Source organism: Rothia sp. SCPM-O-B-18226 (M350) (assembly GCF_058213595.1).
Map to the genome: position 1 here is coordinate 149,740 of NZ_JBYQJS010000005.1, position 24,958 is coordinate 174,697.

Annotated in this window: 21 protein-coding genes and 1 tRNA gene; 4 read left to right on the forward strand and 18 right to left on the reverse strand. The window is 62.4% G+C overall.

From position 1 onward, the window contains the following. Positions 1-133 precede the first annotated feature (133 nt). The 5 genes from AC3E6W_RS08475 to AC3E6W_RS08495 all read right to left on the reverse strand — a co-directional run bounded on the left by AC3E6W_RS08475 (position 134) and on the right by AC3E6W_RS08495 (position 5,591). Positions 134-1,114: an SPFH domain-containing protein gene (locus tag AC3E6W_RS08475; protein WP_296544400.1), complete on the reverse strand. Its 981-nt coding sequence runs from the start codon at positions 1,112-1,114 to the stop codon at positions 134-136. A gap of 79 nt (positions 1,115-1,193) precedes the next feature. Continuing rightward, the gene (locus tag AC3E6W_RS08480) at positions 1,194-1,643 is read right to left on the reverse strand and encodes an NfeD family protein (RefSeq protein WP_490652861.1); all 450 of its coding nucleotides are present in this window, start codon (positions 1,641-1,643) and stop codon (positions 1,194-1,196) included. 607 nt (positions 1,644-2,250) lie between these two features. Then, positions 2,251-3,324, reverse strand: a complete 1,074-nt coding sequence (gene trpD, locus AC3E6W_RS08485; RefSeq protein WP_490647676.1) for an anthranilate phosphoribosyltransferase — start codon at positions 3,322-3,324, stop codon at positions 2,251-2,253. 114 nt (positions 3,325-3,438) lie between these two features. Beyond that, entirely contained in the window at positions 3,439-3,792 is a 354-nt protein-coding gene (locus tag AC3E6W_RS08490) for a HesB/IscA family protein (protein WP_070649410.1), read from the reverse strand. Positions 3,793-4,196: 404 nt separating this feature from the next. Beyond that, complete coding sequence (locus AC3E6W_RS08495) at positions 4,197-5,591, reverse strand: M20/M25/M40 family metallo-hydrolase (RefSeq protein WP_490652862.1); 1,395 nt, start codon at positions 5,589-5,591, stop codon at positions 4,197-4,199. 136 nt (positions 5,592-5,727) lie between these two features. Here AC3E6W_RS08495 and AC3E6W_RS08500 point away from each other — a divergent pair, with 136 nt between their 5' ends. Then, on the forward strand, positions 5,728-6,387 hold the full coding sequence (locus AC3E6W_RS08500; protein WP_490652863.1) for a DUF3043 domain-containing protein: 660 nt from the start codon (positions 5,728-5,730) through the stop codon (positions 6,385-6,387). Between the two features lie 134 nt (positions 6,388-6,521). Here AC3E6W_RS08500 and AC3E6W_RS08505 read toward each other — a convergent pair whose 3' ends face one another. The 7 genes from AC3E6W_RS08505 to AC3E6W_RS08535 all read right to left on the reverse strand — a co-directional run bounded on the left by AC3E6W_RS08505 (position 6,522) and on the right by AC3E6W_RS08535 (position 14,038). Next, positions 6,522-7,169 carry a DUF6318 family protein gene (locus tag AC3E6W_RS08505; RefSeq protein WP_490652864.1) on the reverse strand — a complete coding sequence of 216 codons (648 nt, stop codon included), beginning with the start codon at positions 7,167-7,169 and terminating at the stop codon, positions 6,522-6,524. 358 nt (positions 7,170-7,527) lie between these two features. After that, positions 7,528-8,616 (reverse strand): quinone-dependent dihydroorotate dehydrogenase, encoded by a 1,089-nt coding sequence (locus AC3E6W_RS08510; protein WP_490652865.1) that lies wholly within the window; start codon positions 8,614-8,616, stop codon positions 7,528-7,530. Positions 8,617-8,685: 69 nt separating this feature from the next. Next, positions 8,686-9,477 (reverse strand): isoprenyl transferase, encoded by a 792-nt coding sequence (locus AC3E6W_RS08515; RefSeq protein WP_485118625.1) that lies wholly within the window; start codon positions 9,475-9,477, stop codon positions 8,686-8,688. A 126-nt stretch (positions 9,478-9,603) separates the two neighbouring features. Further along, positions 9,604-10,431 carry a DNA repair protein RecO gene (gene recO, locus AC3E6W_RS08520; RefSeq protein ID WP_490652866.1) on the reverse strand — a complete coding sequence of 276 codons (828 nt, stop codon included), beginning with the start codon at positions 10,429-10,431 and terminating at the stop codon, positions 9,604-9,606. Positions 10,432-10,647: 216 nt separating this feature from the next. Then, positions 10,648-10,926 (reverse strand): hypothetical protein, encoded by a 279-nt coding sequence (locus AC3E6W_RS08525; protein ID WP_049334173.1) that lies wholly within the window; start codon positions 10,924-10,926, stop codon positions 10,648-10,650. Positions 10,927-11,070: 144 nt separating this feature from the next. Further along, positions 11,071-12,030: an L-lactate dehydrogenase gene (locus AC3E6W_RS08530; RefSeq protein ID WP_049345295.1), complete on the reverse strand. Its 960-nt coding sequence runs from the start codon at positions 12,028-12,030 to the stop codon at positions 11,071-11,073. A gap of 418 nt (positions 12,031-12,448) precedes the next feature. Beyond that, positions 12,449-14,038 (reverse strand): amidohydrolase, encoded by a 1,590-nt coding sequence (locus AC3E6W_RS08535; RefSeq protein WP_070825409.1) that lies wholly within the window; start codon positions 14,036-14,038, stop codon positions 12,449-12,451. A gap of 405 nt (positions 14,039-14,443) precedes the next feature. Here AC3E6W_RS08535 and AC3E6W_RS08540 point away from each other — a divergent pair, with 405 nt between their 5' ends. Continuing rightward, positions 14,444-15,529: a 2,3-butanediol dehydrogenase gene (locus AC3E6W_RS08540; protein ID WP_049343316.1), complete on the forward strand. Its 1,086-nt coding sequence runs from the start codon at positions 14,444-14,446 to the stop codon at positions 15,527-15,529. A gap of 153 nt (positions 15,530-15,682) precedes the next feature. Here AC3E6W_RS08540 and AC3E6W_RS08545 read toward each other — a convergent pair. Next, positions 15,683-15,769 (reverse strand) — tRNA-Leu (locus tag AC3E6W_RS08545). A gap of 249 nt (positions 15,770-16,018) precedes the next feature. Here AC3E6W_RS08545 and pepN point away from each other — a divergent pair. Both pepN and AC3E6W_RS08555 read left to right on the forward strand, forming a co-directional pair. Continuing rightward, a complete protein-coding gene (gene pepN, locus AC3E6W_RS08550) occupies positions 16,019-18,694 on the forward strand; it encodes an aminopeptidase N (protein WP_070825410.1) in 2,676 nt (891 codons plus the stop codon). 298 nt (positions 18,695-18,992) lie between these two features. Continuing rightward, the gene (locus AC3E6W_RS08555) at positions 18,993-20,258 is read left to right on the forward strand and encodes an HIRAN domain-containing protein (RefSeq protein ID WP_070825411.1); all 1,266 of its coding nucleotides are present in this window, start codon (positions 18,993-18,995) and stop codon (positions 20,256-20,258) included. 222 nt (positions 20,259-20,480) lie between these two features. On the opposite strand, the gene AC3E6W_RS08560 is transcribed toward AC3E6W_RS08555, so the two are convergent. The 5 genes from AC3E6W_RS08560 to AC3E6W_RS08580 form a co-directional block, all read right to left on the reverse strand. Next, complete coding sequence (locus AC3E6W_RS08560) at positions 20,481-21,653, reverse strand: LCP family protein (RefSeq protein WP_049334167.1); 1,173 nt, start codon at positions 21,651-21,653, stop codon at positions 20,481-20,483. A 286-nt stretch (positions 21,654-21,939) separates the two neighbouring features. Next, the gene (locus tag AC3E6W_RS08565; protein WP_049334166.1) at positions 21,940-22,197 is read right to left on the reverse strand and encodes a type B 50S ribosomal protein L31; all 258 of its coding nucleotides are present in this window, start codon (positions 22,195-22,197) and stop codon (positions 21,940-21,942) included. Positions 22,198-22,407: 210 nt separating this feature from the next. After that, positions 22,408-23,283 carry a TrmH family RNA methyltransferase gene (locus AC3E6W_RS08570; protein WP_049343318.1) on the reverse strand — a complete coding sequence of 292 codons (876 nt, stop codon included), beginning with the start codon at positions 23,281-23,283 and terminating at the stop codon, positions 22,408-22,410. Beyond that, positions 23,280-24,068: an ABC transporter ATP-binding protein gene (locus AC3E6W_RS08575; RefSeq protein ID WP_049334164.1), complete on the reverse strand. Its 789-nt coding sequence runs from the start codon at positions 24,066-24,068 to the stop codon at positions 23,280-23,282. The genes AC3E6W_RS08570 and AC3E6W_RS08575 overlap by 4 nt, the downstream gene beginning before the upstream one ends. 126 nt (positions 24,069-24,194) lie before the next feature. Further along, on the reverse strand, positions 24,195-24,938 hold the full coding sequence (locus AC3E6W_RS08580; protein WP_049334163.1) for an SDR family oxidoreductase: 744 nt from the start codon (positions 24,936-24,938) through the stop codon (positions 24,195-24,197). Between the last annotated feature and the right edge of the window lie 20 nt (positions 24,939-24,958).

Below are 24,958 nucleotides of genomic sequence, written 5' to 3' on the forward strand. Positions count from 1 at the left end.
CGGCGCTTCAGGTATAACGTTGGGCGGGGGAGAGCTATTCCCTCGAACGTTTACAAAACATCCATTATATCGGTAATAGTCTCCGCCCGCCCACTGTGCAGGGGTTGAACCCTATGAATTTTTTAGGTGCCTGCTAGCTGTTGATGCCGTAGCTCTGACCCTCGGCCTTCGGGGCGGAGGACTTTGCGGGTGCATCCGCCAGGTTGGATGCGGGCAGGGTGCCGAACGCGTTACCCAGGCCTCGCAGTGCATCGCCGAGCTCGGTCGGGATGAACCAGAGCTTGTTGGCGTCGCCTTCGGCGAGCTTGGGCAGGGTCTGCAGGTACTGGTAGGTGAGAAGCTGCTGGCTGGGGTTGGCCTCGTGGATGGCGGCGAAGACCTTCTGCACGGCCTCGGCCTCACCGTTTGCGCGCAGGATGGCGGACTGTGCGTCGCCCTCTGCGCGCAGAATCTGTGCCTGCTTTTCACCCTCAGCACGCAGGATTGCGGCGCGGGATTCACCCTCGGCGGTCAGAATGTCAGACTGCTTCTGGCCTTCTGCGGTGAGGATTGCTGCGCGGCGGTCACGCTCAGCGCGCATCTGCTTCTCCATGGAGTCCTGGATGGACACGGGAGGCTGAATTTCCTTGATATCCACGCGGGAGACGCGCAGACCCCAGCGACCGGTGGTGGAGTCGAGCACGCCTCGCAGCTCCGCGTTAATCTGGTCGCGGGAGGTGAGGGTCTGCTCCAGGTTCAGGCCACCGACGACGTTACGCAGGGTTGCACTGGTCAGCTCGTCCACGGCGCGAATGTAGTTGGTGATTTCGTAGGTTGCGGCCTGAGGGTCGGTGACCTGGAAGTACACGACGGTGTCGATGCCGACCACGAGGTTATCTTCGGTAATCACGGACTGCGAGGGGAAGGAAACCACCTGTTCGCGCAGGTCGATGAGGGGCAGCACGCGGTCAACCACGGGGATGACGATGTGCAGGCCGGGCTTGAGAACGGCGCGGAACTTACCCAGTCGTTCGACGATGCCGGCTCGTCCCTGCGGGATGACGCGCACGGTCTTGGCGAGCATCGTCAGCACGAAGAGGATGAGTAGGACCGTCAGAATAAGGCTGATAGGCATTATTTCTCCTTATCGGTGTGTTATATGGCGTGTTTTTGGGTATCTGAATCTGCTTCTAGAGCCGGTATTCAGGTGGGTATTAGCTGTGGGGGAGAGGCTCTACGATTGCGGTGGCACCCTCAATGGCTCGTACCCTCGCGTGTGATCCTGCTACGAGCGTTCCGGAGGCGGTGCGCGCTGTCCAGATGTCGCCAGCCAGTACCACCAAACCGGTTTCGCTAGTCACATCTTGAGTGATGCGTACCTCAGACCCGATGAGTGCCTCGACATTGGTGGCGGTGTTACCGGCCGACCGATTGAGCTTCTTGAGCAGCGGCGGGCGCAGGCCAAGAACCAGAATCAGGCAGATCACTACGAAAATAACGGTTCGGATGAGCATGTTATCCACGAAGGGCGATATTGCCGCGGTAATGCCTGCACTGATCGCCAGCATGAGAAAGAACAGGTCGAGGCTGAGCATCTCAATAACGGCGAAGGCGAGGGCGAGAACAACCCAGAGCGTCCAGGGTGTCTCGAAGAGCCAATCCATGTTTCCTCCTTCGGAGTTTCGGAATGTGTGCCGCGCGGGCGTGAACTCAACACGTCTCGGACGTACCGGGTTCTGAGTCATCAATGTCTCGGCGGCTTACGCCCATTATGTCAGGTGGGGCGCCTGCGGGGATGGGTTATGACGGAAAATGCGGGTGAATACATCGAGTGTTAAGACGGCGTTCAACAAGGCAGAATCGAGTATTCATCAATCTCCCTAAAAAGCCGATAATATACATTATGTAAAGTAGACCTATTTTTCGCTACCCCACCGACGGTTCTCGGGTGCTTTCTGCGCCCTGACTGGTGCTCTAACTGATGCGGGGCGAACCGGTTCTCCTTGTGATGCGACTACGCTGTCCCCGTCCACTGTTCTACGTTCCGGGAGCCTCGGCTTTCTCGACGCTCAGCTACACGCTCGAACTCTACGCCGCTCACATCTCCTCGTCGTTCCGTTAAGCGACAGGCACCCGAGATCCCGCACCCTTCGGTGCACTCTGTTCGTCTCGGGTGCCTTTTTAGGCCTTTCGGCTTCCAGAGCTCCTAGCCCTTCTCAGCTCAGCTTCTTGAAATCAGCCCCGAGGCTCTCGCCTCTGGCTACTGATTCCCTAGCCCTCCGCGTGCTTTTCGCTGAACTCTACCCAGGCGTTGAGCACTCGCTCCGCTGCACCGGATGCAATAGACTCGCGCGCATCGGCCAGGGCCTGAGTGAAGCGCGTCTCAAAGCTCTCACCGTTGGTCGGGCGGTAGGCCACCAGGCCTGCGGCCGCGTTGATGAGCACGGCGTCGTGAATAGCGCGCAGCGGGCTCTTCGGGGACTCCCCCTCCCCCGCCAAAATGGCGCGGAACACACCCGCGTTGTACTCGGCGTCGCCGCCTCGCAGCTGCTCCAGCGGTGCGTTCTGCAGGCCGTACTCGGTCGGGTCAAAACGGTACTCGGTCAGTTTGCCGTCCACGGCCTCCCACAGGCGGCTCGTGGTGGCGATGGTCAGCTCGTCCAGGCCGTCGTCTCCGCGGAAAATCAGGGCGTGATCGCCGCGCTCAGCGAAGACGTGAGCCATCTTCTCAGCCATGACCGGGTTCGCCACGCCAATTGCCGAGGACTTCACGCGGGCCGGGTTGGTCATGGGGCCCAGGTAGTTGAACGCGGTCGGAATACCCAGCAGGCGGCGGGTCGGGCCCACGTGGCGCATGGCCGGGTGGAAGGTCATGGCAAACAGGAACGTGATGCCGGTCTCGCGAGCGCACTCGGCGACTGCGGGAATGGGCATGTCGAGGCGGATTCCGAGGGCTTCGAGGACGTCTGCGGAGCCGGATTTGGAGGTGGAGGCGCGGTTGCCGTGCTTGACGACGGTTGCGCCGGTGCCTGCGATGACGAGGGCGGCCATGGTGGAGATGTTGACGGTGTTTTGCTGGTCGCCGCCGGTACCGACGATGTCTACAGCGTGGGGGTCGATGTCGACGGTCTCGGCTTTGGCGATCATGCCGGCTGCGAGTGCTCCGAGTTCTTCGGGGGTTTCGCCCTTGGAGTGCAGCGCGGTGAGGAAGGATGCGAGGATCGGCTGTTCGGTTTGGCCGGTCATGATTTGGTCCATGGCCCAGGCGACTTCGGTGTCGCTGAGGTTCTGGTGCTTGATCAGTTGGTTGAGGATGTATTTCCAGGTGATTTCGTGCGTAGTCATGTTTTAAGTGTAAAACCCCCGTCGCGTATCTGCACGGTTGGGTGCAGTATGCGAGACGGGGGTTTACTAGGCGTGATGTACCTTGGTGGTGCTTAGCGCCGGGGTGTCTTCGGTTTAGTGGAAGGAGTCACCGCATGCGCAGGAGCCTGCTGCGTTGGGGTTGTCGATGGAGAAGCCCTGCTTTTCGATGGTGTCTTCGAAGTCGATGGTGGAGCCGTCGAGGTAGGGTGCGCTCATCTTATCGACGATGACCTCTACGCCGTCGAAGTCGCGGACTGCGTCGCCGTCGAGGACGCGCTCGTCGAAGTAGAGCTGGTAGATGAGGCCGGAGCAGCCGCCGGGCTGGACGGCGATGCGCAGGCGCAGGTCGGTGCGGCCTTCCTGTTCGAGGAGTGCGCGGACCTTGGCCTGTGCGACTTCGGTGAGGGTGACGCCGTGGGTGGGCAGTTCGGTGGTGGTTTCACTCATGAGTGTTGTCCTTTGTTGTGTTGGTTGCCCGTGTTGGCCGTGTGCGGTGTTTCGGGCGTTTTAGCCTTCACGATACGCGCCGGGGTGAGTTCTTCACAACCTGGGTTGTGTGTAGTTCGCCGGGGGCGTGAGCGTTTGCGCGTGGGCTTTCACGGTAATTCTGCTTCTAGGATACCGAATTTACGGTGGGGGTGGGTGTGTTCGGGGACTCATTGGTGGGCCTGCTGGCCGGTTCCCTACCGCGGCACCCCGCCTCTGTATCGCAATTGCAGTATCGCGACCGTTGCGGGGGCGCTACGCCCCCGCTTCGGTATCTCGCCGCGGTATTCCGCATTGCCGCGGCGCGCCGGTGGGCCGGTTGGTGTCCGGCGCGCCGCGGTGCTTTGGAGATGCTTCTTCGGCGCCTAGCGGGTGCCGAGTGCGCTGAGTAGCAGTGCCTCCGCCAGGATTGCGTTCTTGAAGTCCGGGATGTACAGGGACTCGTTGGCGCTGTGGGCGCGGGTGTCGGGGTCTTCCACACCGGTGACCAGAATCTGTGCCTGCGGGAAGGTCTGCTTCAGGTCGGCGATGAACGGAATGGAGCCGCCCATGCCGGTCTGTACGGGTTCCAGGTCCCAGGCGGCGCGCATGGCGTCCAGGGCGGTCTGCGCACCGTCTGCGTCCACCTCGGTCGAGAAGGGCATGCCGGAATCCACGGCGGTGTAGCTGACCTCGGCGCCGTGGGGGGCGTGGACCTTGATGTGCTCGGCGAGCGCGCGGTGTGCGTTTTCGGGGGTGTCGCCGGGTGCGAGACGGGTGCTGATGCGTGCTCGGGAGAGGACTGCCAGGGTGTTGGAGGAGGTTGCGATACTGGGGATGTCCATGCCGATGACGGAGATGGCCGGCTGGGTCCACAGGCGGGAGGCGACGGTTCCGGTGCCTGCGAGGGGTACGGAGTCGAGGATTCCGGAGTCGTTGCGGAAGTCTGCTTCGGCGTATTCGAGTTCGGGTTCGGGGGCTCGGTGTAGGCCTTCGACGGCTACGGCGCCGGTGGCGTCGTGCAGGGTTGCGAGGAGCTGTGCCATGAGGGTGTGTGCGTCGAGCATGGGGCCGCCGAACATGCCGGAGTGGATGGCGTGGCTGCCGACGCGTACTTCGATGTCGCCGGATGCGACGCCGCGCAGGCTGGTGGTGAGTGCGGGTACGCCGGCGCGCCAGTTGGCGGAGTCTGCGACGACGATGTAGTCGGCGGATAGTTCGTCGCGGTAGGTGTTGAGGAAGGAGACGAAGGAGGGTGAGCCTGCTTCTTCTTCGCCTTCGATGAAGAGTTTCACGCCGAGTTTGAAGTCATCGCCGAGGGTTTCGTTGATGGCTGCGAGCGCGGCGAGGTGTACGAGGATGCCTGCTTTGTCGTCTGCTGCGCCGCGGCCGTAGAGGCGGTCGCCCTTGCGGGTGGCGACGAAGGGTTCGGTGTCCCAGAGGTCGAGGTTGCCGGCGGGCTGTACGTCGTGGTGGGCGTAGAGCAGGATGGTCGGGTAGCCTTCGGCGGCGGGGCGCTGGGCGATGACGGCGGGCATGCCCTGCTTTTCGGTGCCGTCGGCGGTGGTGTAGGTGGCGCGTTCGATGCGTGCGTTGTCGAAGCCTGCCTTGCGGGCGAGTGCGGCGACTGCTTCTGCACTGCGGTCGACCTGGGTGAGGTCGTGGGATTCCCAGGCGATGGAGGGAATGGCGACGAGGTCGGTGAGGGTTTGTAGGGTGGCTTCGAATCGTTCGTTGATTGCGTCGTTGAGGGCGCTGTGGTGGGTGAATTCAGTAGTCATGTTTCTACCTTACATCGCGGGGTGTGGGGGTGTGTTATTCGGGGGCTTGCGGTGGGGTGGGGTTGTGGTGTTTCAGGCTCTGACGTGGTTTTGTTGTGGAGGGGGTGTATCTGTGTGTGTCGGGTATGATGGGAGGGTGTTTGGTCGTAAGAATAAGAAGGCTGAGACTGAAGCTGCTCAGCCGCAGGTTGTAGAGGAGCCGCAGGCTCCGGTTGATCCGAAGTTTACCCCGAAGAAGGGCCGTCCGACTCCTTCGCGTAAGGAGCGGGAGGCGGCTCGTCATAGGCCTCTGGTGGGCGGCGGTGATCATGCGCTTGCGAATGATCGTGAGGCGCGTGCTGAGCTTCGTCGTCGTGAGCGTGAGGATAACGCTAAGCTTCGTGCTCGTCAGAATGAGGCGTTGCATGGCGGTGATCAGCGTTTCTTGCCTCTTGTGGATCAGGGCCCGCAGCGTCGTTACATCCGTGATTACGTGGATGCGCGCCGTAACCTGGGCGATTTCATGCTGATTGTTCTGTTGGTTCTGCTGGTTGGCGGCTGGATCGGTCAGGGTGTTTCGGGTTCGTCCGAGGTTGGCGTTTCGATTTATTACGGTTCTGTGTACGCGATGTATGCCGCGATGCTGCTGTGGGTGATTGATTATTTCATTCTGTGGCGTGGTCTGAAGAAGAAGCTGATTGCTAAGTTTGGCGAGGTTCAGCGCGGTGGTGGTATGTACACCTTTAACCGTGTGATGATGGTTCGTCGTTGGCGCCGTCCGGTTCCGATGGTGAAGTACGGCGAGTACCCGCGCTAGTTGTTAGTGCCCTGTGGCGCGGCCCCGTGTTGGGGTTGTGTTTGTGGGGTGTGGGGAGAGGTCCTGATTGTTTGGGCCTCTCCCCTAGTTTTATGCCCGCTAATCCTTACCCTCTTACGCGGCGAATGTATCGCTTAGACGTCGATTTGGGAGTAGAGGATCTGCCACCTGCCGTCGTGGTGTTCGAGGGCGAAGATGTAGATTTCTTCTTCCTTGTCGCTGCTCCAGGTTTCTTGGCGGCCGTCGGGTTCCACGTCGGTTTCTTTGTCCCATTCGTGGCGGGTTTTCAGGCGGTAGGTTTGGTCGTCCTCGGTCCAGGGCTCGCCTACGGGCTTGAAGTATTGGATGCCGTCGATGACCCAGCCGCCGCGCCGGTAGAGTGCTTCTATTTCCCGGTAGATTTTGAGTTCTCCGTCGTTTGTCGAGGAGAGGAATTCGCGTGCTTTGCTGTAGTCGCCGGTTTGGATGCCGTAGTTAATCCACTGGTTCCAGGCGTCCATGGTTTTGCGGATGCCGGCGGCGGTCTTTTCGCGGTAGCCGTCTACGGGGGCGTTGGGTTTGGGAACGTTCTGGGCGGGGCCTCTCTCGTCCGCTTTGCGGTATCCGCTACCGGCACTGTTGCCGGTGCTTGAGCTGCTGTTGGTGGTGGCTGCGCCGGATGCCGTGGCTGCGCCTCCTGTCGGCGTGGTGTCGTGCGGGGCGCATGCGGTGAGCAGGGTGCCGAGGCTGATGAGTGTGCCTCCGGTCAGCATCGACCGACGGTTCAGCGCGTTGGGGGTCATGGGTGGTCCTCCACATCGTTGTAGTGCATGATTTCCCGTCTACCTCCATTATGCGGGGGTGCGCGCCTAGAACCCGTTATTGGTCTATTCCCATCGTCCGGTTGTTGCCCGGTTGTTGTCCGGCGGTGGTTTGTCCGATTACGTAAGCTGTGCTGGCGGATTACCCTGCGCCCTAAGAACCCATCGCGGCTATTACCAGTCCGGCCCTCTTATGCGGGCTCTCTAGCGGGCTCTCTAACCGCGCAGAAACGCAGGGGGGCACCGCATCCACCCCAACGGGTAGAGAACGGTGCCCCCTCAGCATGCCGGGAGCGTGAGGCTCCCTCCCCCGCCGGTCACCCGGCGGGGCGTAAACCTTTTAGCGGCGAGCGCGGCGCAGCTTCACTAGGCCGCGGTTAATGTGTGCCGCCCAGAGCGGACCCTCGTACAGGAAGGCGGTATAGCCCTGCACCAGGTCGGCGCCAGCATCCAGGCGTTCCTGCACGTCCTCGGCGGTGGTCACACCGCCAACGGAGATGATGGCCAGGTCGTCACCAATTTCGCGCTTGAGCAGGCGCAGCACCTCGAGGGAGCGGGGCTTCAGCGGCGCGCCGGAGAGGCCGCCGGCACCGATTTCCTTGACCTTGGTCATGTCGCTGGTCAGGCCCAGGCCTTCGCGAGCGATGGTGGTGTTGGTGGCGATGATGCCGTCCAGCTTCAGCTCCTTGGCCAGGGCCGCCACCTCGATGATGTCCTCGTCGACCAGGTCCGGTGCAATCTTCACGGTCAGGGGCACGTGGCGGTTGGGGCATACGCGGTCTGCCTCTTCACGCACGGCAGCCAGCAGCGGGCGCAGCGACTCGATAGCCTGCAGGGTGCGCAGACCCGGAGTGTTCGGGGAGGAGACGTTGACGACCAGGTAGTCTGCCTGCGGTGCCAGGGTGCGGGTAGAAATCAGGTAGTCCTCGATAGCGTTCTCGAGCTCAACGACCTTGGTCTTGCCGATGTTCACGCCGATGATGGGGCGTACGACGCCGCGGTATTCGGTTTCGAGGTCTGCGCGGGCGGCGGCAACGCGCGGGCCTGCCGCTGCGGCACCGTCATTGTTGAAGCCCATGCGGTTGATGACCGCCTTATCTTCCACGAGGCGGAAGAGGCGCGGCTGCGGGTTGCCGGGCTGCGCCTGACCGGTAATGGTACCGATCTCGACGTGGCCGAAGCCGATACCAGCCAGCGCGGCAATGCCCTTACCGCCCTTGTCGAAGCCTGCAGCCAGGCCGAACGGCGAAGGGAAAGTAATGCCCATGACGGTGGTTGCCAGTTCGGGGACGGGCTGGAAGTACTTGCGCAGCGCGCGGGTGATGCCGACGTTGCGCAGGGTCTGAACGCCCCAGAAGCCGACGTGGTGTGCCTTCTCGGGGTCCATGCCCTTGAAGAAGATGTTGAAGAAGGTCGGGTAGATGCGCATTTGTTCTCCCTAGTGTTGGAGGGGGTGGGTGGTTTATGGGGCTATGAGCCGGGACTGTATGCCGGGCCGCTACTTGTCGTTGGCGACGGCGTCGACTGCGCCCCCGTAGCGGCGGTCGCGGCGCGCGTACTCTTCGACGGCTTCCCAGAGGGTGCGGCGATCGACGTCGGGCCAGAGCACGTTCATGAAGACGAACTCGGCGTAGGCGCTCTGCCAGAGCAGGAAGTTTGAGATGCGCTGCTCACCGGAAGAACGCAGGAACAGGTCAACGTCGGGCAGGTCGGGTTCGTCCAGGTACTTTTGGATGGTCTTTTCGGTGATGCTGCCGGGCTTGAGCTTGCCCGCGGCTGCGTCTGCCGCGATAGCTGCGGCCGCGTCGGCGATTTCTGCACGGCCGCCGTAGTTCACACACATGGTGAGGGTGCAGACGGTGTTGTCGATGGTTTCGCGCTCGCAGAGCTCGAGCTCTTCGATGACGCTCTTCCACAGCTTGGGTCGGCGGCCAGCCCAGCGGATGCGCACACCCCAGGTCTTGAGGGTTGCCAGCTGACGCTGCAGCACCTCGGTGGAGAAACGCATGATAAACGCAACCTCGCTGGGCGAGCGCTTCCAGTTTTCGGTGGAGAAGGCGTAGGCGGTCACGTACGGGATGCCCATTTCGATGGCGCCCGCAACAACGTCCAGCAGGGCGGCCTCGCCGGCGCGGTGACCTTCGGTGCGGGGCAGGCCGCGTTCGTTGGCCCAGCGTCCGTTGCCGTCCATGACGACGGCGACGTGCTGGGGGATGAACTTCTTCGGGATCGGCGGCGGGGTTGCCCCGGTGGGGTGCGGGGGCGGGGGTACGGGCTGGGTGCGTGCCATGTGTGCCTTTCTTCCCTGGCGGGTTCTCCCCCGGGGTCGTTTGCCTAGATATGCGCCAGATATAAACCTGGCGTGCTGTTAGCTATTTTACCGTGACACGGCGCGCATGGGCGGGTGCTTCGGGTGTTATTTTGCGGGGGTTTCCGTCTCGAGCGCCCCGAGGGTTTTGAGAGGGTGCTCCAGCAGATTTTGGGTGGTGGCGAGGTAGAGTTTGAGGATTTTATCGGCGGTTCCGCGGGGTGCGGCGTCGATGGTTTCCCAGGCGCTCGGGTTGGGGCTGGCGGCGGCGAGCGCGTAGGCCAGGTCTTCGGCCGTGAGGGCGGTGAGGGGCGCATCGGTGGCGGGGGCGCACTTCGGGCAGAGGACGGTGTACTGGCCGTAGGTGTGGGCGGTGTGGAAGGCGAGATATCGGCCCGGGGCTTCCGCAGTGCCCTCCTGAGCCGTGGCTTCGGGTGTGAGTGGGGTGCCGCATCGGGTGCATCGTTCGCCGATGAGGGGCCAGCCGGAGCGGTCCATGGCGCGGGCCAGGTAGCGGGTGAGCACGCGTTGGGGGGTGTGCTGCGCGTGGGCTAGGGTTGCGAATGCCCCGTGGGTGAGCGTGTACAGTTCGGTGGTTCCGGCGCTGTTTTGGGTGAGGTCTTCGGCGAGTTCGGCGATGGTGGAGGCACAGGTGTACGCGGCATAGTCGGCCATGATGGGGCCGGTGTAGGCGTGCAGGGTTGCGGCCTGGGTGATGGTGTGCAGGTTGGTGCGGCCGCGGCTGAGGGAAAGGTCGGTGTGCATGAACGGTTCGAGTCGTCCGCCGAACTTGGAGGTGGGTTTGCGCACGGCCTTGGCGACGGCGTGGGTGATTCCGCCGTCGCGGGTGAGCATGATGATGATGCGGTCGGTTTCGCCGAGTTTTTGAGTGCGGAGGATGAGGGCGGCATCGCGCCAGGTGCGGGGTTCGCTCACGGGTGTCTCCGTTCTCGAGAGTTGTTCACTGGCTGTCGTTCTGCGGGTTCTGACGGGTGCGCGGTGGTTCCCCCGCGGGGTGCGTGCGACATCTGCGGCTGCGGTATCTGCGGTGTCCGTCGCTACCGATGCGGGTGCACCGGGTACGGTTCGACCCCTGCCGCATCACCCCGCGTGGGGGTGGCGATCAGGGGTCGGAACGTATGGTGAGGTGTATTAGTCCTCGTACTCGATATCGTCGTCGTCGATGTCGTCTTCGTCGTCGAGGATTTCCTCGAGATCGTCTTCCTCGTCATCACCGTACACGCTCAGGGGGGTGACCTCTTCGTAGGCCTCGAAGAGGGCGTCTTCGTAAGCCTCGAAAGCGTTGGCAATTTCTACGTAGGCCTCATCGATGGCGGGGTCGTGCTCGCCGTTGCGTTCAATCACGGCGGACAGGTGGGCCTCCAGCGCGTCGAGGAGGCGGGTGAGTTCAGTGCGAGGATCAGTGCTCATGCTCTTTATTCTACTACCTACGGGAGCGTGGCGTGTTTTCGCCCGTCATACGTTACGACCCCATAGACTGAGCCCGCCGCATCCGGTCATGTACTGTGACGGATGCGGCGGGCTCTCGTGGGGCGCTGGCCCCGGGTCTAGCTGTTAGAAGCCCAGCGATGCGGCCGAGGCGCGGATTGCCTCAGCGGATGCCTTCAGCTGTGCCATCTCAGCCTCGTTCATGGGAACCGGCAGAACGCGCTGGATACCCTCGCGGTTGACGATGGTGGGCAGGGACAGTGCAACGTCCTTGAAGCCGTAGAGCTCGCCTGCGATGGTGGTGGAGACGGGCAGCACTGCGTTCTGGCCGCCGAGGAATGCCTCGGCGATACGTGCACCGGAGATACCGATGGCGTAGTTGGTGGAGCCCTTACCCTCGATAACCTTGTAGGCTGCGCGCATAGCCTCGGTGGCCAGCTCGGTGCGGACCTCTTCGGTGAAGAGCTGCTTGCCGTCCTGCTCCCACTCGGTCAGGGGGACCATGCCGATGTTGGCTGCGGACCAGACGGGGAACTCGGAGTCGCCGTGCTCACCAACGACGTTCGCGTGAACGCTCTTGATGGAGACGCCAGCCTTGTTTGCGATCAGCCAGCGCAGACGGGAGGAGTCGAGCACGGTACCGGAGGAGAGCACACGGTTGGCGGGCAGGCCGGTAATCTTCTGGGCCACAACGGTCAGCACGTCGCAGGGGTTGGTGACGAGCATGATGATGGCGTTGGGGGCCACGGAAAGCACGTTCGGCAGCAGCTTCTCGAGGATAGCAACGTTTGCGCCGGCCAGTTCGAGGCGGGGCTGACCCGGCTTCTGGCGAGCACCTGCGGTGACGATAATCATGTCGCAATCGCGCAGCAGCTCGATATCGTCGCCGCCGGTGACGGTTGCCTCGTGAGCGAACATTGCGCCGTGGGCGATGTCGAGTGCCTCTGCGTGAGCGCGCTTGCCGTCGATGTCGTACAGGACGATTTCATCGGCGGAACCGCGAACCATTGCTGCGTATGCGGTTGCGCTACCGACGCCGCCTGCACCGATGACGCCGAGCTTGGTGGGGGTGTTGACACCGTTCATTGCTGTATGCCCTCTTTCGTGAGAGTTATCTGTGCTGTGCGAGTGTTTTCTCGCGGGATGGCGAAGCGGGGTGTGTGCCTCGGGGTTCTGTTGCACCGCGCACAGTGCGGGGTGCACGTGTGGCCGAGGTGAGGTGTTTCCCGGTGCCTCGCTTCGTTATGTTCTATTATGCCGAAGAATCTGCGTTTTGTGTGGGGTTAATTTGTCTTTTCTGATGGGTCATGGTGACTTTATGAGCGTGCGGGGATGTTTTTCGCTCATAAAACCAAATAATGCGGTTCTGACCTTTTGAGCAATCTCACATCTGCCGGTTGGGGCACTTGGGTATCTTGCCCCCGAGCGGTGCGAGCGCGAACCCCGACAAACCCGCGGGGGCCGGAAACCCCAATACGGCCCCGAAGACCACGGCGTGCGACTACTACCCGGCGAAGTAGCCCTCCACATCCACGGCGCCGCCGGCCTCCTCAAAATGGGTGCGCACCGCGCGGGCCAGCTCGTCGTCCACCAGGTAATCCACCGCCACAAACGCCAGGCCGAAGGCTGCATCCAGTGCGCCGGCCACAGCCTCGGGGGTGTTGGCCGCGAGCGCGAACTGTTCGGTGTGCATGCCGGTGCCTTCCGGCGCGATGCCGATGAGCGGGTGAATACCGGGCACGCGCAGGCTCACGTTACCGAAATCCGTAGAGGCCGCCAGGGTATCGCTCACGGTCCCGGGCGGGTACGGGTGCCGACCCACGGCACGTTGGGAGGCCACCCACCGCTTCAGTAGCGGCCCGTTGGTGCGCACGGGCATGGTCATGGGCGAGCCATCCCAGGTCACCTCAGCGGAAACCCCGGCCATGAGGGCGGCACCGCGCAACACTTCCTCCACCCGGCGCGAGAGCGCTCGCAGGGTGGGGGCGTGCTTGGAGCGGATATTAATGTGCAGGCTCGCGGTGGCGGGAATCAGGTTCGGTGCTTCTCCCCCGCGGTCAATAATCGCGTGGATGCGGTCGGACCCGGGAATCTGCTGGCGCAGCAGGCCGAGCCCCTGGTAGGCGAGGCTGGCCGCATCCAGCGCGTTGCGTCCCATGAAGGGATGCGAGGAGGCGTGCGCGCTCACGCCGGTGTAGGTGACGCGACATTCGCGGCGGCCCAGCCACGCCTGGTCCGCCACGTCCATGAAGTAGGGGTGCACCATGATTGCGGCATCCACAGAGTCGAAGGCGCCGGCGCGGGCCATGAGCTCCTTGCCGGCTTCGGACTCCTCGGCGGGAGTGCCGTAGTAGAGTACCCGCCCGCTGAAGGCATCCGGGGTGGCCGCGAGCGTATCCGCCAGGGCGAGGAACGCTCCGAGGCCGGCGGTGGCGATAACATTGTGGCCACAGCCGTGCCCGATGCCCGGTAGCGCGTCGTACTCGGAGAGAATCGCAATGGTGCGGTGCTTTTCGGGGTCGTAGTCGGCGCTGGTCAGCTCGACCGCGAAGGCGGTGTCGATTCCGAAGGCGGGGTGGGTGACGGTGAGGTCCGGGTGCGCGGTGCGGACTGCCTCGACGAGCGTGGATGAGGCGAAGCGCTCGCGGTAGGCGGTTTCGGGATGCGCGTGGATCGCCCGAAGAATTTCGGTGAGATCGCTGGCGCGGTTGGCGATGGAGTCCGCGAGGGCACGGCGGGTATCGTCCAGGCCGCAGTCGTGGTCGAGGCGATGACCGAAAGGTTTGCCGTGGCGATTGCTCGGGCGTTCCTTGGGGTGCGGGCCGGGCAGAGAGCCTCCGCCGTCGGGTTCTCCGTGGTGACCGGTGTGGTGTTTGCCTCTGCCGATGCGGCGGTCGGCGGCGTTCTTGCGCTGTTGCGTCTCGTAGGCGAGTACCTCGGCGTACTCGCTGCCGCGCTGGCGGTCGGCATCCGGGGCGGTGTAGCGGTGCACGGTGGGGGCTGGCTGTTCGGGGCGAGAGGGTTCCGCTCCAAGCGTAGTTTTAGTCTCGGGTGCGGCGGGATTTTTGGGAGTGCTTGTGGGGTTCGTGCTCATGGACTCTACGCTACCGTGCGCGCATCACCTACGCTAGCCAACCCGCACATGAAGGGTCGAAGTAACCCTATTCGGTAGGTCAAGATAACTTTATGAAGAAATGTGCGTCACATAAAAGATTTTTTGTATGTCGCCTAGTTTTCTGCGCTTCACAGGAGTAGCGTTAAGCAGTGAGAGCGGTAATCCTACCGTCCTCCTACAACCGGCGTCGCGATGAGCATGTCGGCAGGAAAGTTCACTATCTCGGTGAACGCATCCGCAAGGTTGCTTCCCTTTTCAACCTCGCGAGCGCGCACCGTCATTCTACTGCTCACCACGGCAGAACCCGATGGTAACTACCTGGCAGATGCACACCGCTGTGAGACGCCACAACCACGTTTTAATACGTTTAAGGAGCTCCATCCCATGAAGGCAGCACGCTTCTACGACCGTAACGACATCCGCATTGAAGACATCCCCGCACCCGAAGCCGCTGCGGGCGAGGTTCTGATTAAGGTCGCATGGTGCGGCATTTGCGGTACCGACCTGCACGAATACCTGGACGGCCCCATCTTCTGCCCCAAGCATGGCCACCCCCACCCGATTTCCGGTGAGGACTCCCCCGTGACCCTCGGCCACGAATTCTCCGGTGTCGTTGAGGCCCTGGGCGAGGGCGTTGACGACCTGAAGGTCGGCGACCACGTCGTCGTCGAGCCCTACATCATTGCTGATGACGTCTACACCGGCCCCGAGTCCAAGGACTACCACCTGTCCAAGGACATGAACTTCATCGGTCTGGCAGGTCGCGGTGGCGGCCTGTCCGAGAAGGTTGCTGTCAAGCGCCGCTGGGTTCACAAGATTCCTAACAACATTCCTCTGGACGAGGCTGCACTGATTGAGCCCCTGAGCGTTGGCTACCACGCTGTTGAGCGTGCCGGCGAGTTCAAGGAAGGCGCATACGCACTGGTCACCGGTGCCGGCCCCATCGGTCTGCTGACCTCCGCCGTGCTGAAGGCTAAGGGCGCTAAGGTCATCATCTCCGAGCTGTCCTCCCTGCGCCGCCAGAAGGCTCTGGACTCCGGCGTTGCCGACTACGCTTTCTCCCCCGCTGAGACCGACGTTCTGGCCGAGATTCACAAGCTGACCGACGGCCGTGGCGCCGACATCGCTTTCGAGTGCACCTCCGTTCAGCCCGCTCTGGACCTGATTCTGGATGCCCTCAAGCCCACCGGTAAGGTCGTCATCGTCTCCATTTGGGGCAAGCCCGCTTCCCTGGATGTTCAGAAGATTGTGCTCAAGGAGATCGATATCCGCGGCACCATCGCTTACGTGAACTCCCACCCCGAGACCATCAAGCTGGTTGAGTCCGGCAAGATTGACCTCAAGCCCTTCATCACCGGCAAGATCGCTGTGGAAGACCTGATTGACAAGGGCTTCGACACCCTGATTCACCACAACGAGACCGCTGTGAAGATTCTGGTCACCACCGACCCGGAGCGCCTGGCCGAGTAATACGGTTCGCTCAGCGAGTTTCTAGCCCTGCACTAGCGGGGTGAACTAGATAGCGGGGCGGGGTTCCTCATGGAGCCTCGCCCCGCTACTTTTTTGTGTACTTTTTACCGGGCATACAAAAATCCCCGGTTCCGAAGAACCGGGGATTATCTGTGCGCGAGGGGGGACTTGAACCCCCACCCTCTAAATGCGAGGACTAGCACCTCAAGCTAGCGCGTCTGCCTATTCCGCCACCCGCGCAGGTGACTCTCGAACGTTTTCCTTGCGGTGCCGTTCGAAGCAACACGTAATACTATACGGACTTTCGGGGATCTCCGCAAATCAAGAAAGCGTGTTATGCATCACACTATCGTGCGGAAGGTTCGCGAGTGATAGGGGCCGTGCGCATCCGCCAGAATACCCTCACGTCCCCTACTCCGCGGAGGTTATATGACGGGAACGGCCCGCAAACTCCCAGATTTCTTTCAGGAACGATTAGAATAAGGAACTATGAACAACGAGAACCTCTCCCGCGAAGAAGCCGCAGAACGTTCGGCTCTTATCAGCGTTGATAGCTACGACGTACACGTCGACCTGACGAACGCCAAGGACCCCGAATTCGAGTCCTACCCCACCGCAACCACCGTCCGTTTCTCCTGCAACACCCCCGGCGCAGAAACCTTCATCGACTACATTCACCACAGCATTGACTCCATCAAGCTCAACGGTGTCGAGCTGAAGCTGGACGAAGTCGTTGACGGCGCACGCATCCGTCTGGCCAACCTGAAGGCCGAGAACGTGCTGACCATCCACGGCCGCTCCTACTACTCCCGCTCCGGCGAGGGCCTGCACCGCTACTTCGACCCCTCCGACGGTCGCGTGTACCTGTACACCCAGTACGAGCCCTCCGACTGCCGCCGCGTCTTCCCCAACTTCGAGCAGCCCGACCTGAAGGCCGTCTTCAACTTCCGCATCACCGCACCCAAGGACTGGGTCGTTAGCTCCAACGCCGTGCTCGAGTCGCAGGTGACCGACCCCTCCGACGACTCCATCTCCAAGCGCGTCTTCGCCCCCACCGCCAAGATTTCCACCTACATCACCGCAATCCTGGCCGGCGAGTACTTCACCGCAACCACCACCTACAAGCCCAAGAGCAAGGTCAACAGCGGTGACATTCCCCTGGTCGCCTACTGCCGCCAGTCCCTGAAGCCGCACTTCGACTACGACCACATCTTCAAGGTCACCGAGAACGGCCTGGACTTCTTCCAGGACCTCTTCGACTACCCCTACCCGTACCCCAAGTACGAGCAGGCCTTCGTTCCCGAATACAATATCGGCGCCATGGAGAACCCCGGCCTGGTCACCTTCACCGAGGACTACATCTTCGTTTCCGGCGCTACCGAGGACGACCTGGAGGGTCGCACCAACACCATCTGCCACGAGATGGCGCACATGTGGTTCGGCGACCTGGTCACCATGAAGTGGTGGGACGACCTGTGGCTCAAGGAGTCCTTCGCAGACTTCATGGGCACCCTGGGTGCCAAGGAAGCTAACCACTTCGAGGATGCGTGGGTCACCTTCGCCAACAACCGCAAGGCCTGGGCCTACATGCAGGACCAGCTGCCCACCACCCACCCCATCGTGGCTGACATCCCCCATCTGGAAGCCGCAGCGCAGAACTTCGACGGCATCACCTACGCCAAGGGCGCCTCGGTCCTCAAGCAGCTGGTCGCCTACGTTGGCTTCGACACCTTCATCGAAGCCGCCCGCGTGTACTTCAAGCGCTTCGAATGGGGCAACACCTCCCTGAACGACTTCCTGCAGGTACTCAACGAAGTCTCCGGCCGCGACATGCAGGCATGGGCTAACGCATGGCTACAGACCTCCGGCGTGTCCGCACTGGGCACCAAGCGCGTCTACGGCGAGGACGGCCAGCTGACCGACCTGATCCTCACCCAGGAACTGCCCGCACAGCAGCCCGCAGGTCTGGGCCGCCCCCATGTGGCAAAGCTGGAAACCTTCGCGCTGACCGACGGCAAGCTCATCTCCACCGGTGTGCTCTCCCTCGAGTACCCGGCAGAGCCCGTCTCCGAGTACCGTGTGGAGCTGACCGACGAGCAGAAGAAGCTCGTGGGCGAGGCCGACCTGCTCATGCTCAACGCCGAGGACCACACCTACGCCAAGGTCGCCCTGACCGACGAAGACGGCCTGCAGGCCGCCATCGAGGGCGTCTCCACCCTCGAATCCGCGCTCTCCCGCGGCCTCATCTGGGGATCCCTCTGGGAGAACGTCCGCGACGCCCGCCTGCCCGTCACCACCTACGTGGATGCGGTCGTCCGCAATGTCTCCAAGGAACCCAGCGCATCCCTGCTGGGCACCATGGTCAACAACTCGCAGGTCGCCATCGCCACCTTCTCGGCACCCACCGGCCGCGAACGCCTCTACGACGCCCTCTACGACGCATTCTCCGCCGCCCTGGCTCAGGCTAAGCCCGGTTCGGACGAGCAGCTGATCCTGCTGCGCGGCCTGATCTCGGTCTCGACCAACGCCACCAAGGGCGAGGAGCTCTGCCGCGACATTGCCCGCGGTGCGTTCGAGGACACCACCGGCGATATCGCCGATGCGACCGGCATCCCCTACGACCAGAACCTGGGTTGGAGCGCCCTGGGTGCGCTCGCAAGCCGCAACCTGGTCACCGTGGAGGAGCTGGAGCGCGCCTCCAAGTACAGCCCCTCCTCGATTTCCTCGAACGGTTACGCGTACGCAATGGCCGCTCTGCCGAACGCCGAGCGCAAGGCTGCCGCGTACAAGACCATCATGGACGACGAGTCCCTGTCGAACGATGCTCTGGCCTCGACCATTAATGGTTACGTGCGCGGCCCGGTGGAGCTGCGCGAGCAGTACTACGGCCCCTACTTTGAGGCCCTGCTGGGCGTGTGGGAGTCCCGCTCGATTGGTATGGCTTCGCGTATTGTGCGCGGCCTGTACCCGAAGGCTCCGTACAACACCGGTTCAACCGAGGGCCTCGGCGTGGACGACAACCCGTCGGTCAAGCTGGCTCAGCAGTGGCTGGAGGCAAACCCCGAGGCTCCCTCGGCTCTGCGCCGCCTGGTGCTGGAGGCTCAGGATCACGGCCACCGTTCGATTCTGGCTCAGAAGTTCAACGCCTCCCTGCAGGCTAAGTAGTAGCCAAGCTAAGCGCTTACGCTTAGGATGCGGGCCATAGCGTCCCGCAATGATGAACCGCCGCTCGGCGCGCTCCCGGTATATTCCCGGGAATGTGCCGAGCGGCGTCTTGCGCGTCCCGGTGCAGAGCGTGCGCGGAGAAGGTTACCCGGCAGGGATGCCGCACCGCGCCGACCGGATGAGTGCCGGGAGAAAAGACAGATAAACGTCACCCGAATATGTGAGCTGCGCGCCCGTAAACCATGAGAGAATGGACTAGGTATCAGCTCATTTAGACACGGATCAGAAGGAGTTTTCAGTGGTCGACTACGCACTCGGTGATCGCGGTAGCGTCGAAATTGTCACCGACGATTACTATGAAGCGGAAACCCTCCAAATTTTTGAGGAACTGCACATCGACCGTGAACGCATCTGGTACGGTGAAGCGCGACTCGTCCCCGAGCCTGATAACCCCTACGAGCCGAATAGCATTGCCGTCTATATTGACGAGTTCAAGGTCGGTCGCATGAGCGCTGCCGATTCGGCGGCCTATTGGGAGCCCATCACCCGCGTGGTTGCCTCCGGGTACGAGCCGATTGCGCATCTGCAGCTCTCCGCCGTGGCCGTTCGCACCGAGAACGGTGACATGCGCGTGAAGAGCTCCGGTGTACTCTCCCTGTCCGCACCCGGTTCACTGTTCCCCCTCAACGATGCGCCCACCCGTGCCACCCTGCTCCCCCAGGGACCGTCCATGAAGGTTCTGGACGAGAAGGAGCACTCCGAATACCTGCACAGCATTTTGCCGCCCAGCGGTGAGGGTCGCGTGATTCTGACCCTGGAGGCTAACCAGCTGAAGACCTCCGACGGTCGTGTGGTCGATAGCGTGGAGGTGCGTCACGATCGCAAGCTGGTGGGTCGCCTGAGCACCCAGATGTCTGAACAGCTGGCCCCCGTGATTCGCTATGCCTTTGAGCACGATCGCCTCACAAGCGCCTGGGGTACGATTCGTGGTAACACTCTGGAGCTGTCGCTGACCGTTCAGGCTGCACGCCCGGTCGACATTCCGCAGGAATGGTACGAGACTCTGCCCAATAATGTTCCGGCTCTGCTGCCGGCCGGTGAAGAGTACGAGGTGCCCGCAGCCTACGTGCCGAGCGAGGGTGAGCGACACCGCGCCGAGACTGCGGCTCAGGCGCCGAAGAAGCGCCGCGGGTTTATCAGCTCCCTGACCGGTGGTTCCTCAGCATCCGAGCCGTCTGCTGATGAGCCGGTCGCCGAGAAGCCAGTGATTGAGTACACTCTGGAGGAAGAGGAGTACTACGAGCCCTCGGAACGTGAGCGACTGCTGAACCTGGTCAAGGGTGCTGGCCTGGCGGTTCTGCTGGCCGGCCTAATTTCGATGCTCTGGACCCCGATTCTCGGTATCCTGATTGCAATCATGGGTGGTGCCGTGGCTGCGGTGGCCTTCTACTTCGGTCGCCGGGCCGACGAGTACGACATTTACGAGGACGAAGAGTACATCGAAGAGGAGGCGGACGAGGAGGAGTACGAATCCGCGCAGGACTCCTCCACCACCTCGGTGTAGTCCTCCCCCGTTTAAGAGAGCGTCAGAGAACGGCACGCCGCCGGGCTCTGACGCTCTCTTTGTGTGTTCAACTTTCCAGAAGAATCTTCCACTCCATCCGCGGTGGGTGCACTATCGGGAAACCCACGAAACGGTTCAGCTCGGGTATAGCAGAGGGCGGCCCCTTCACCTTTCGGTGAGGGGGCCGCCCTCGTTCCTACACCCGCACCGGGTAAGGAGAGGTTAGTCCTGGCCGTAGGTAGCCATGAACTGATCCATCGTATCGTGCTGTAGCGCGTTTGCCAGCTGAGCATTTGCCGCCTGGTTAACCAGAACGATGGACTGGCCATCGTACGACCAACCCGGGCCGGCGTTCGGCAGGGTCGTCATGTGCATCGAGGTGTCACCGCTGGTCAGCACCGGAGCCGCAAGCTGAGCAATCTGCATTGCGTTCAGACCGGAGTCCACACGCATGTAACCAGCAAGAGACTCAACAGCAGACTGGAAAGAAGCAACATTGCTCAGCGCGCCCTTGGCCTTCATCGTGCTGTACAGACCGCGCAGGAATGCACGCTGGTTACGAACACGCTGATAGTCACCATCAGCGAAAGAGTAACGTTCACGCACGAAGGTCAGCGCCGCGCTACCGTTCATGTGCATCACGCCGGGGGTAAAAGTCCAGACGTTACTGGTGAACGCGAAGGGAACCTGAACGTCCACGCCGCCAACAGCGTTAACCAGGGACTTGAAGCCCTCAAATTCAATCTCAGCCACGTGGTCGATCTTGACACCCACCAGGTTCTCAACGGTTGCCACCTGCAGAGAGATACCGCCGTAGTTCAGCGCCGCGTTAATCTTTGCGGGACCGTAGCCGGGGATGTTCACCCAGGTATCACGCATAATCGAGATGATGTACACACCCTTGCCGTCAGCCGGGATGTGCATCAGCATGATGGTGTCTGCACGAGAACCACTCACCAGAGCAGCCTCAGAACCGGAACGGGTATCACTACCGAGCAGCAGGATGTTCTGGCCCGGTCCCTTCACGACGTCGTAGCTGTAGCCGTCATCGAGAATACCGTCGCCGTTCTTATCATGCTCGCTCGCGTTAGCGGCCAGCGCGGCCTCGGCACCCTCTCCAGAGGAAGAGCCATTCTGGTTGGTGACCTTCGGTGCCTGCAGCTCGGAAACGTTCAGTGGCTTTGCCTCGCCAAGCTTCTCTTTAATCTTGGCTTGGTCTTCATCCACCTTGGTGATGGAATCAAATTTCTCGGTCTGGCTATCCCAGGTATGGCCGGCACGCCATAGGAAGAAGCCAACGCCAAGGGCGATAACCAGCAGAAGAATCAGCAGAATCAGCAGGGTACGCTTAATCCATTTCTTCTTCTGCGACGGTTCAGAGTGTTCGTCGCTCATTATTATCCTTTGTTTGAAGTGGTGATAGGCGAGAAGGCAACGCCCATTTCGCCGTAATTCCCCGGTGACGCGACAGCCGGAGCATCATCGGTGCTAGTGAAGGGCGGTGTATGCACGCCTCGCAAAATACTTTCCCATTGTAGCGCTGTCAGCTGTGTAGCGGGCACCCTATCCCGCCCGTGGCAGTACAGCGTTCCTCACGTTCTAGCGAAAAACCCCGCCCCCCTTGAAAGCCAAGGGAAGCGGGGCCTTTAAAACGCTATACGGCGCAATCTTTCGGGAAGAATTAAGCCTTCTTGCCGAAGTTTGCAAAGCGTGCGTTGAAGCGCTCGACGCGACCTGCGGAGTCCATGATGCGCTGCTTACCGGTGTAGAACGGGTGCGACTCGGACGAGATTTCAACCTCGATGATCGGGTACTCGTTGCCGTCTTCCCACTTCTCAACCTTGTCGGAGGTGCGGGTGGAACGGGTCAGGAAGACCTTGCCGGATGCGAGGTCGCGGAACAGAACCGGCTTGTATTCCGGGTGGATATCTGCCTTCATTGATTTACCTTCTTCTGCTACTGGATTTTGCCAGTAGCCCTTATATAGATGGAGTAGGTTTTTCGATGTGCGGCTGTCGAGAAAACTTGAGAGCGCATCACCATTGCACCCGCATGGGCGAGCACAACCCGTTAAGGGTACCACCTTTAGGGTTTAAATCCCAGCGCCGCGGCCAATCACGTAGCGATTTCCCGCGCGTTCGACCGGCCCCTAGCGCGGGCGCGTCTCCCAGAAGGCGACGGCGCTCGCCGCGGCCACATTCAGCGAATCCACGCCGTGGGACATGGGAATCATCACGGTATCGTTGCAGGCCGCCAGGGTGCGCGGCGAAAGACCGTGACCCTCGGTGCCCAGGATGAGCGCAAGCTTTTCATCGCCGCGGGCGGCCAGCTCATCCAGGCTCAGGGAATCCTCCTCCAAGGCCATGGCGGCGCTCCTGAAACCCAGCTCGTGCAGGGTCTGCAGGTCGGTCGGCCAGGACTGCAGCCGGGCCCACGGAACCTGGAATACGGTACCCATCGACACGCGAATCGACCTGCGGTACAGCGGGTCGGCGCATCGAGGGGTAACCAGCACGGCATCCACATCCAGGGCCGCCGCCGAACGGAAAATCGCGCCCACGTTCGTATGGTCCACGATGTCTTCCAGAATGGCCACGCGACGCGCCCCGCTCAGCAACTCCTGCAGGGGCTGAGGCGCCGGGCGGGCCATTGCCGCCAGGGCGCCGCGGTGCAGGTGAAAGCCGGTCACCTGCTCCAGCTGCTCCTCACTACCCACGTAGGCGGGGGTGCCCGGGTGTTCCCGCAGGACGTCCGCCAGGTCATCAGCCCATTTCTCACTCATGAGGAAGGAGACAGGCTGATGACCGGCCGCGAGCGCCCGACGAATCACTTTGGAGGATTCGGCAATGTAAATCCCCCACTGCGGTTCCAGGGCGCTACGCAGCTTCACATCGGTCAGCTGCGTGTAGTACCGCAGCTGCTGCTCGGGGGCCTGATCCAGGGGCGTGACCGACTCGATTGCGTAGACGCGTTCGGCGCGCTCGGCAATCTGCTCGGCGGTCAGCTGCTTGGGGCCTCGACTCATGCGCGCTTGAAGGCCGAGAAGCGACCCGACGAGGTCACGGTCAGGGCCAGGTCCATGTCGTAGGTTGCGGCGAGGTTGGCCTCGGTGATGGTGGAGAGAATCGGGCCGGCCGCAACCACGCCGCCGTCGCGGATCATCAGGGCGTGGGTGAAGCCGGAGGGAATCTCCTCGAGGTGGTGGGTAATGAGCACGGTGGCCGGTGCGTAGGGGTCAGCGGCCAGGGCGGTCAGTCGCTCCACGAGGTCCTCGCGGCCGGAGATGTCCATGCCCGAGCCGGGCTCGTCCAGCAGCAGCAGTTCGGGGTCGGTCATGAGGGCGCGGGCGATGAGGGCGCGCTTGCGCTCGCCATCGGAGAGGGAGCCGAAGGTGCGGTCGGCAAGGGTGTCGACGCCCCACTCGGCCAGCAGCTCGGTGGCGCGCTCATCGTCCATGACGTCGTATTCCTCGTTCCAGCGGCCGGAAACGGCGTATGCGGCGGTGACGACTACGTCGGAGACCTTCTCGGTGGCGGGAATCTGGGTTGCGGAGGCGCCGGAGGACAGGCCGATGCGCGGGCGCAGCTCGAAAACGTCGACCGCGCCGAGGGTCTCGTCAAGAATCTCAACCTCGCCGCTGGTGGGGTGCAGGCGGGCCGCCGCGACGGAGAGCAGGGTGGACTTACCGGCGCCGTTGGGGCCCAGCACGACCCAGCGTTCACCTTCGTTCACGGTCCAGGAAACGTCGTTGAGGATCTTGCGGCCGCCGCGGACGACGGAAACGTTCTGCAGGTTGAGTACGGTGCTCATGGTTCTTCTTCCAGTGAATTGGCGGGTGGGTGATGCCTCGCTCACCCGCACCATCCGGTGACGGGTGGCGCGGGTGAGGAGGTGCGCGGCGGCACCCTGCGTTGGGTGCCGCCGCGGCGGGAGTCTTTAGTCGATGAAGCCGCGTGCGCCGCCGACCAGCTCAACGTGGCCGGTCTCGACGTCTGCGGTAACCATCTTCGCGATTTCGTGGGCGAACTCGTTGACGGTGTAGAGCTTGCCCGCGGTCTCGCGGCGCTGCTCGATGGCGCCCGGGTGCAGGCGGTTGAGCAGGGTTGCGGTGACGGTACCTTCAATCATGTCGGCGGAGACCACGACCAGGGAGATACCCTTCTCGGAGAGGGCGGGAATCTCGGCAATCAGGGCGTCTTCGCCGGCGCGCTTGGACTCGGCGACGGGCTGGTACTCGTCCATGGTCTCGACCTCGCGGATGAAGTGCGCCTGGTGGCTGGTCACGAAGACGATGCGGCCGCCTTCGGGCATCTTCTCTGCGGCCAGGCGTGCCAGGTTCAGCTGGGCGTCGCGGTTCAGGCGCATTGCGTAGTCCTCGCCCATGCCGGTCTCCATGCCGCCCGAGGCGTTCAGAATCAGGTAGTCCAGGGAGCCAAAGGTCTCGACGGCGGTGTTGACGAGGGTCTGCAAATCCTCGGCCTTGGTCACGTCAGCCTGCACGGCGACGGCCTTGCCGCCGGCCTCTTCGATGGCCTTGACGATCTTGTTGGCGCGCGGTGCCTTGGAACGGTAGTTCACGACGATGTTGGCGCCTTCGGCGGCGAGAATCTGTGCGGTGTCTGCGCCGACGCCTCGGGAGGAGCCGGTGATGATGATGGTCTTGCCGGTCAGCTGTGCCATTCGGTGTACGTCCTTTGTGT

Coding starts and splice junctions, on each gene's coding strand:
- AC3E6W_RS08505 (WP_490652864.1), bottom strand. CDS start 7,169: ATGACCCCCAACGCGCTGAACCGTCGGTCGATGCTGACCGGAGGCACA.
- AC3E6W_RS08540 (WP_049343316.1), top strand. CDS start 14,444: ATGAAGGCAGCACGCTTCTACGACCGTAACGACATCCGCATTGAAGAC.
- AC3E6W_RS08570 (WP_049343318.1), bottom strand. CDS start 23,283: ATGAGTCGAGGCCCCAAGCAGCTGACCGCCGAGCAGATTGCCGAGCGC.
- AC3E6W_RS08490 (WP_070649410.1), bottom strand. CDS start 3,792: ATGAGTGAAACCACCACCGAACTGCCCACCCACGGCGTCACCCTCACC.
- trpD (WP_490647676.1), bottom strand. CDS start 3,324: ATGACTACGCACGAAATCACCTGGAAATACATCCTCAACCAACTGATC.
- AC3E6W_RS08510 (WP_490652865.1), bottom strand. CDS start 8,616: ATGCGCATCTACCCGACCTTCTTCAACATCTTCTTCAAGGGCATGGAC.
- AC3E6W_RS08480 (WP_490652861.1), bottom strand. CDS start 1,643: ATGGATTGGCTCTTCGAGACACCCTGGACGCTCTGGGTTGTTCTCGCC.
- AC3E6W_RS08515 (WP_485118625.1), bottom strand. CDS start 9,477: ATGGCACGCACCCAGCCCGTACCCCCGCCCCCGCACCCCACCGGGGCA.
- AC3E6W_RS08560 (WP_049334167.1), bottom strand. CDS start 21,653: ATGAGCGACGAACACTCTGAACCGTCGCAGAAGAAGAAATGGATTAAG.
- AC3E6W_RS08475 (WP_296544400.1), bottom strand. CDS start 1,114: ATGCCTATCAGCCTTATTCTGACGGTCCTACTCATCCTCTTCGTGCTG.
- AC3E6W_RS08535 (WP_070825409.1), bottom strand. CDS start 14,038: ATGAGCACGAACCCCACAAGCACTCCCAAAAATCCCGCCGCACCCGAG.
- AC3E6W_RS08525 (WP_049334173.1), bottom strand. CDS start 10,926: ATGAGCACTGATCCTCGCACTGAACTCACCCGCCTCCTCGACGCGCTG.
- pepN (WP_070825410.1), top strand. CDS start 16,019: ATGAACAACGAGAACCTCTCCCGCGAAGAAGCCGCAGAACGTTCGGCT.
- AC3E6W_RS08580 (WP_049334163.1), bottom strand. CDS start 24,938: ATGGCACAGCTGACCGGCAAGACCATCATCATCACCGGCTCCTCCCGA.
- AC3E6W_RS08575 (WP_049334164.1), bottom strand. CDS start 24,068: ATGAGCACCGTACTCAACCTGCAGAACGTTTCCGTCGTCCGCGGCGGC.
- AC3E6W_RS08530 (WP_049345295.1), bottom strand. CDS start 12,030: ATGAACGGTGTCAACACCCCCACCAAGCTCGGCGTCATCGGTGCAGGC.
- AC3E6W_RS08565 (WP_049334166.1), bottom strand. CDS start 22,197: ATGAAGGCAGATATCCACCCGGAATACAAGCCGGTTCTGTTCCGCGAC.
- AC3E6W_RS08495 (WP_490652862.1), bottom strand. CDS start 5,591: ATGACTACTGAATTCACCCACCACAGCGCCCTCAACGACGCAATCAAC.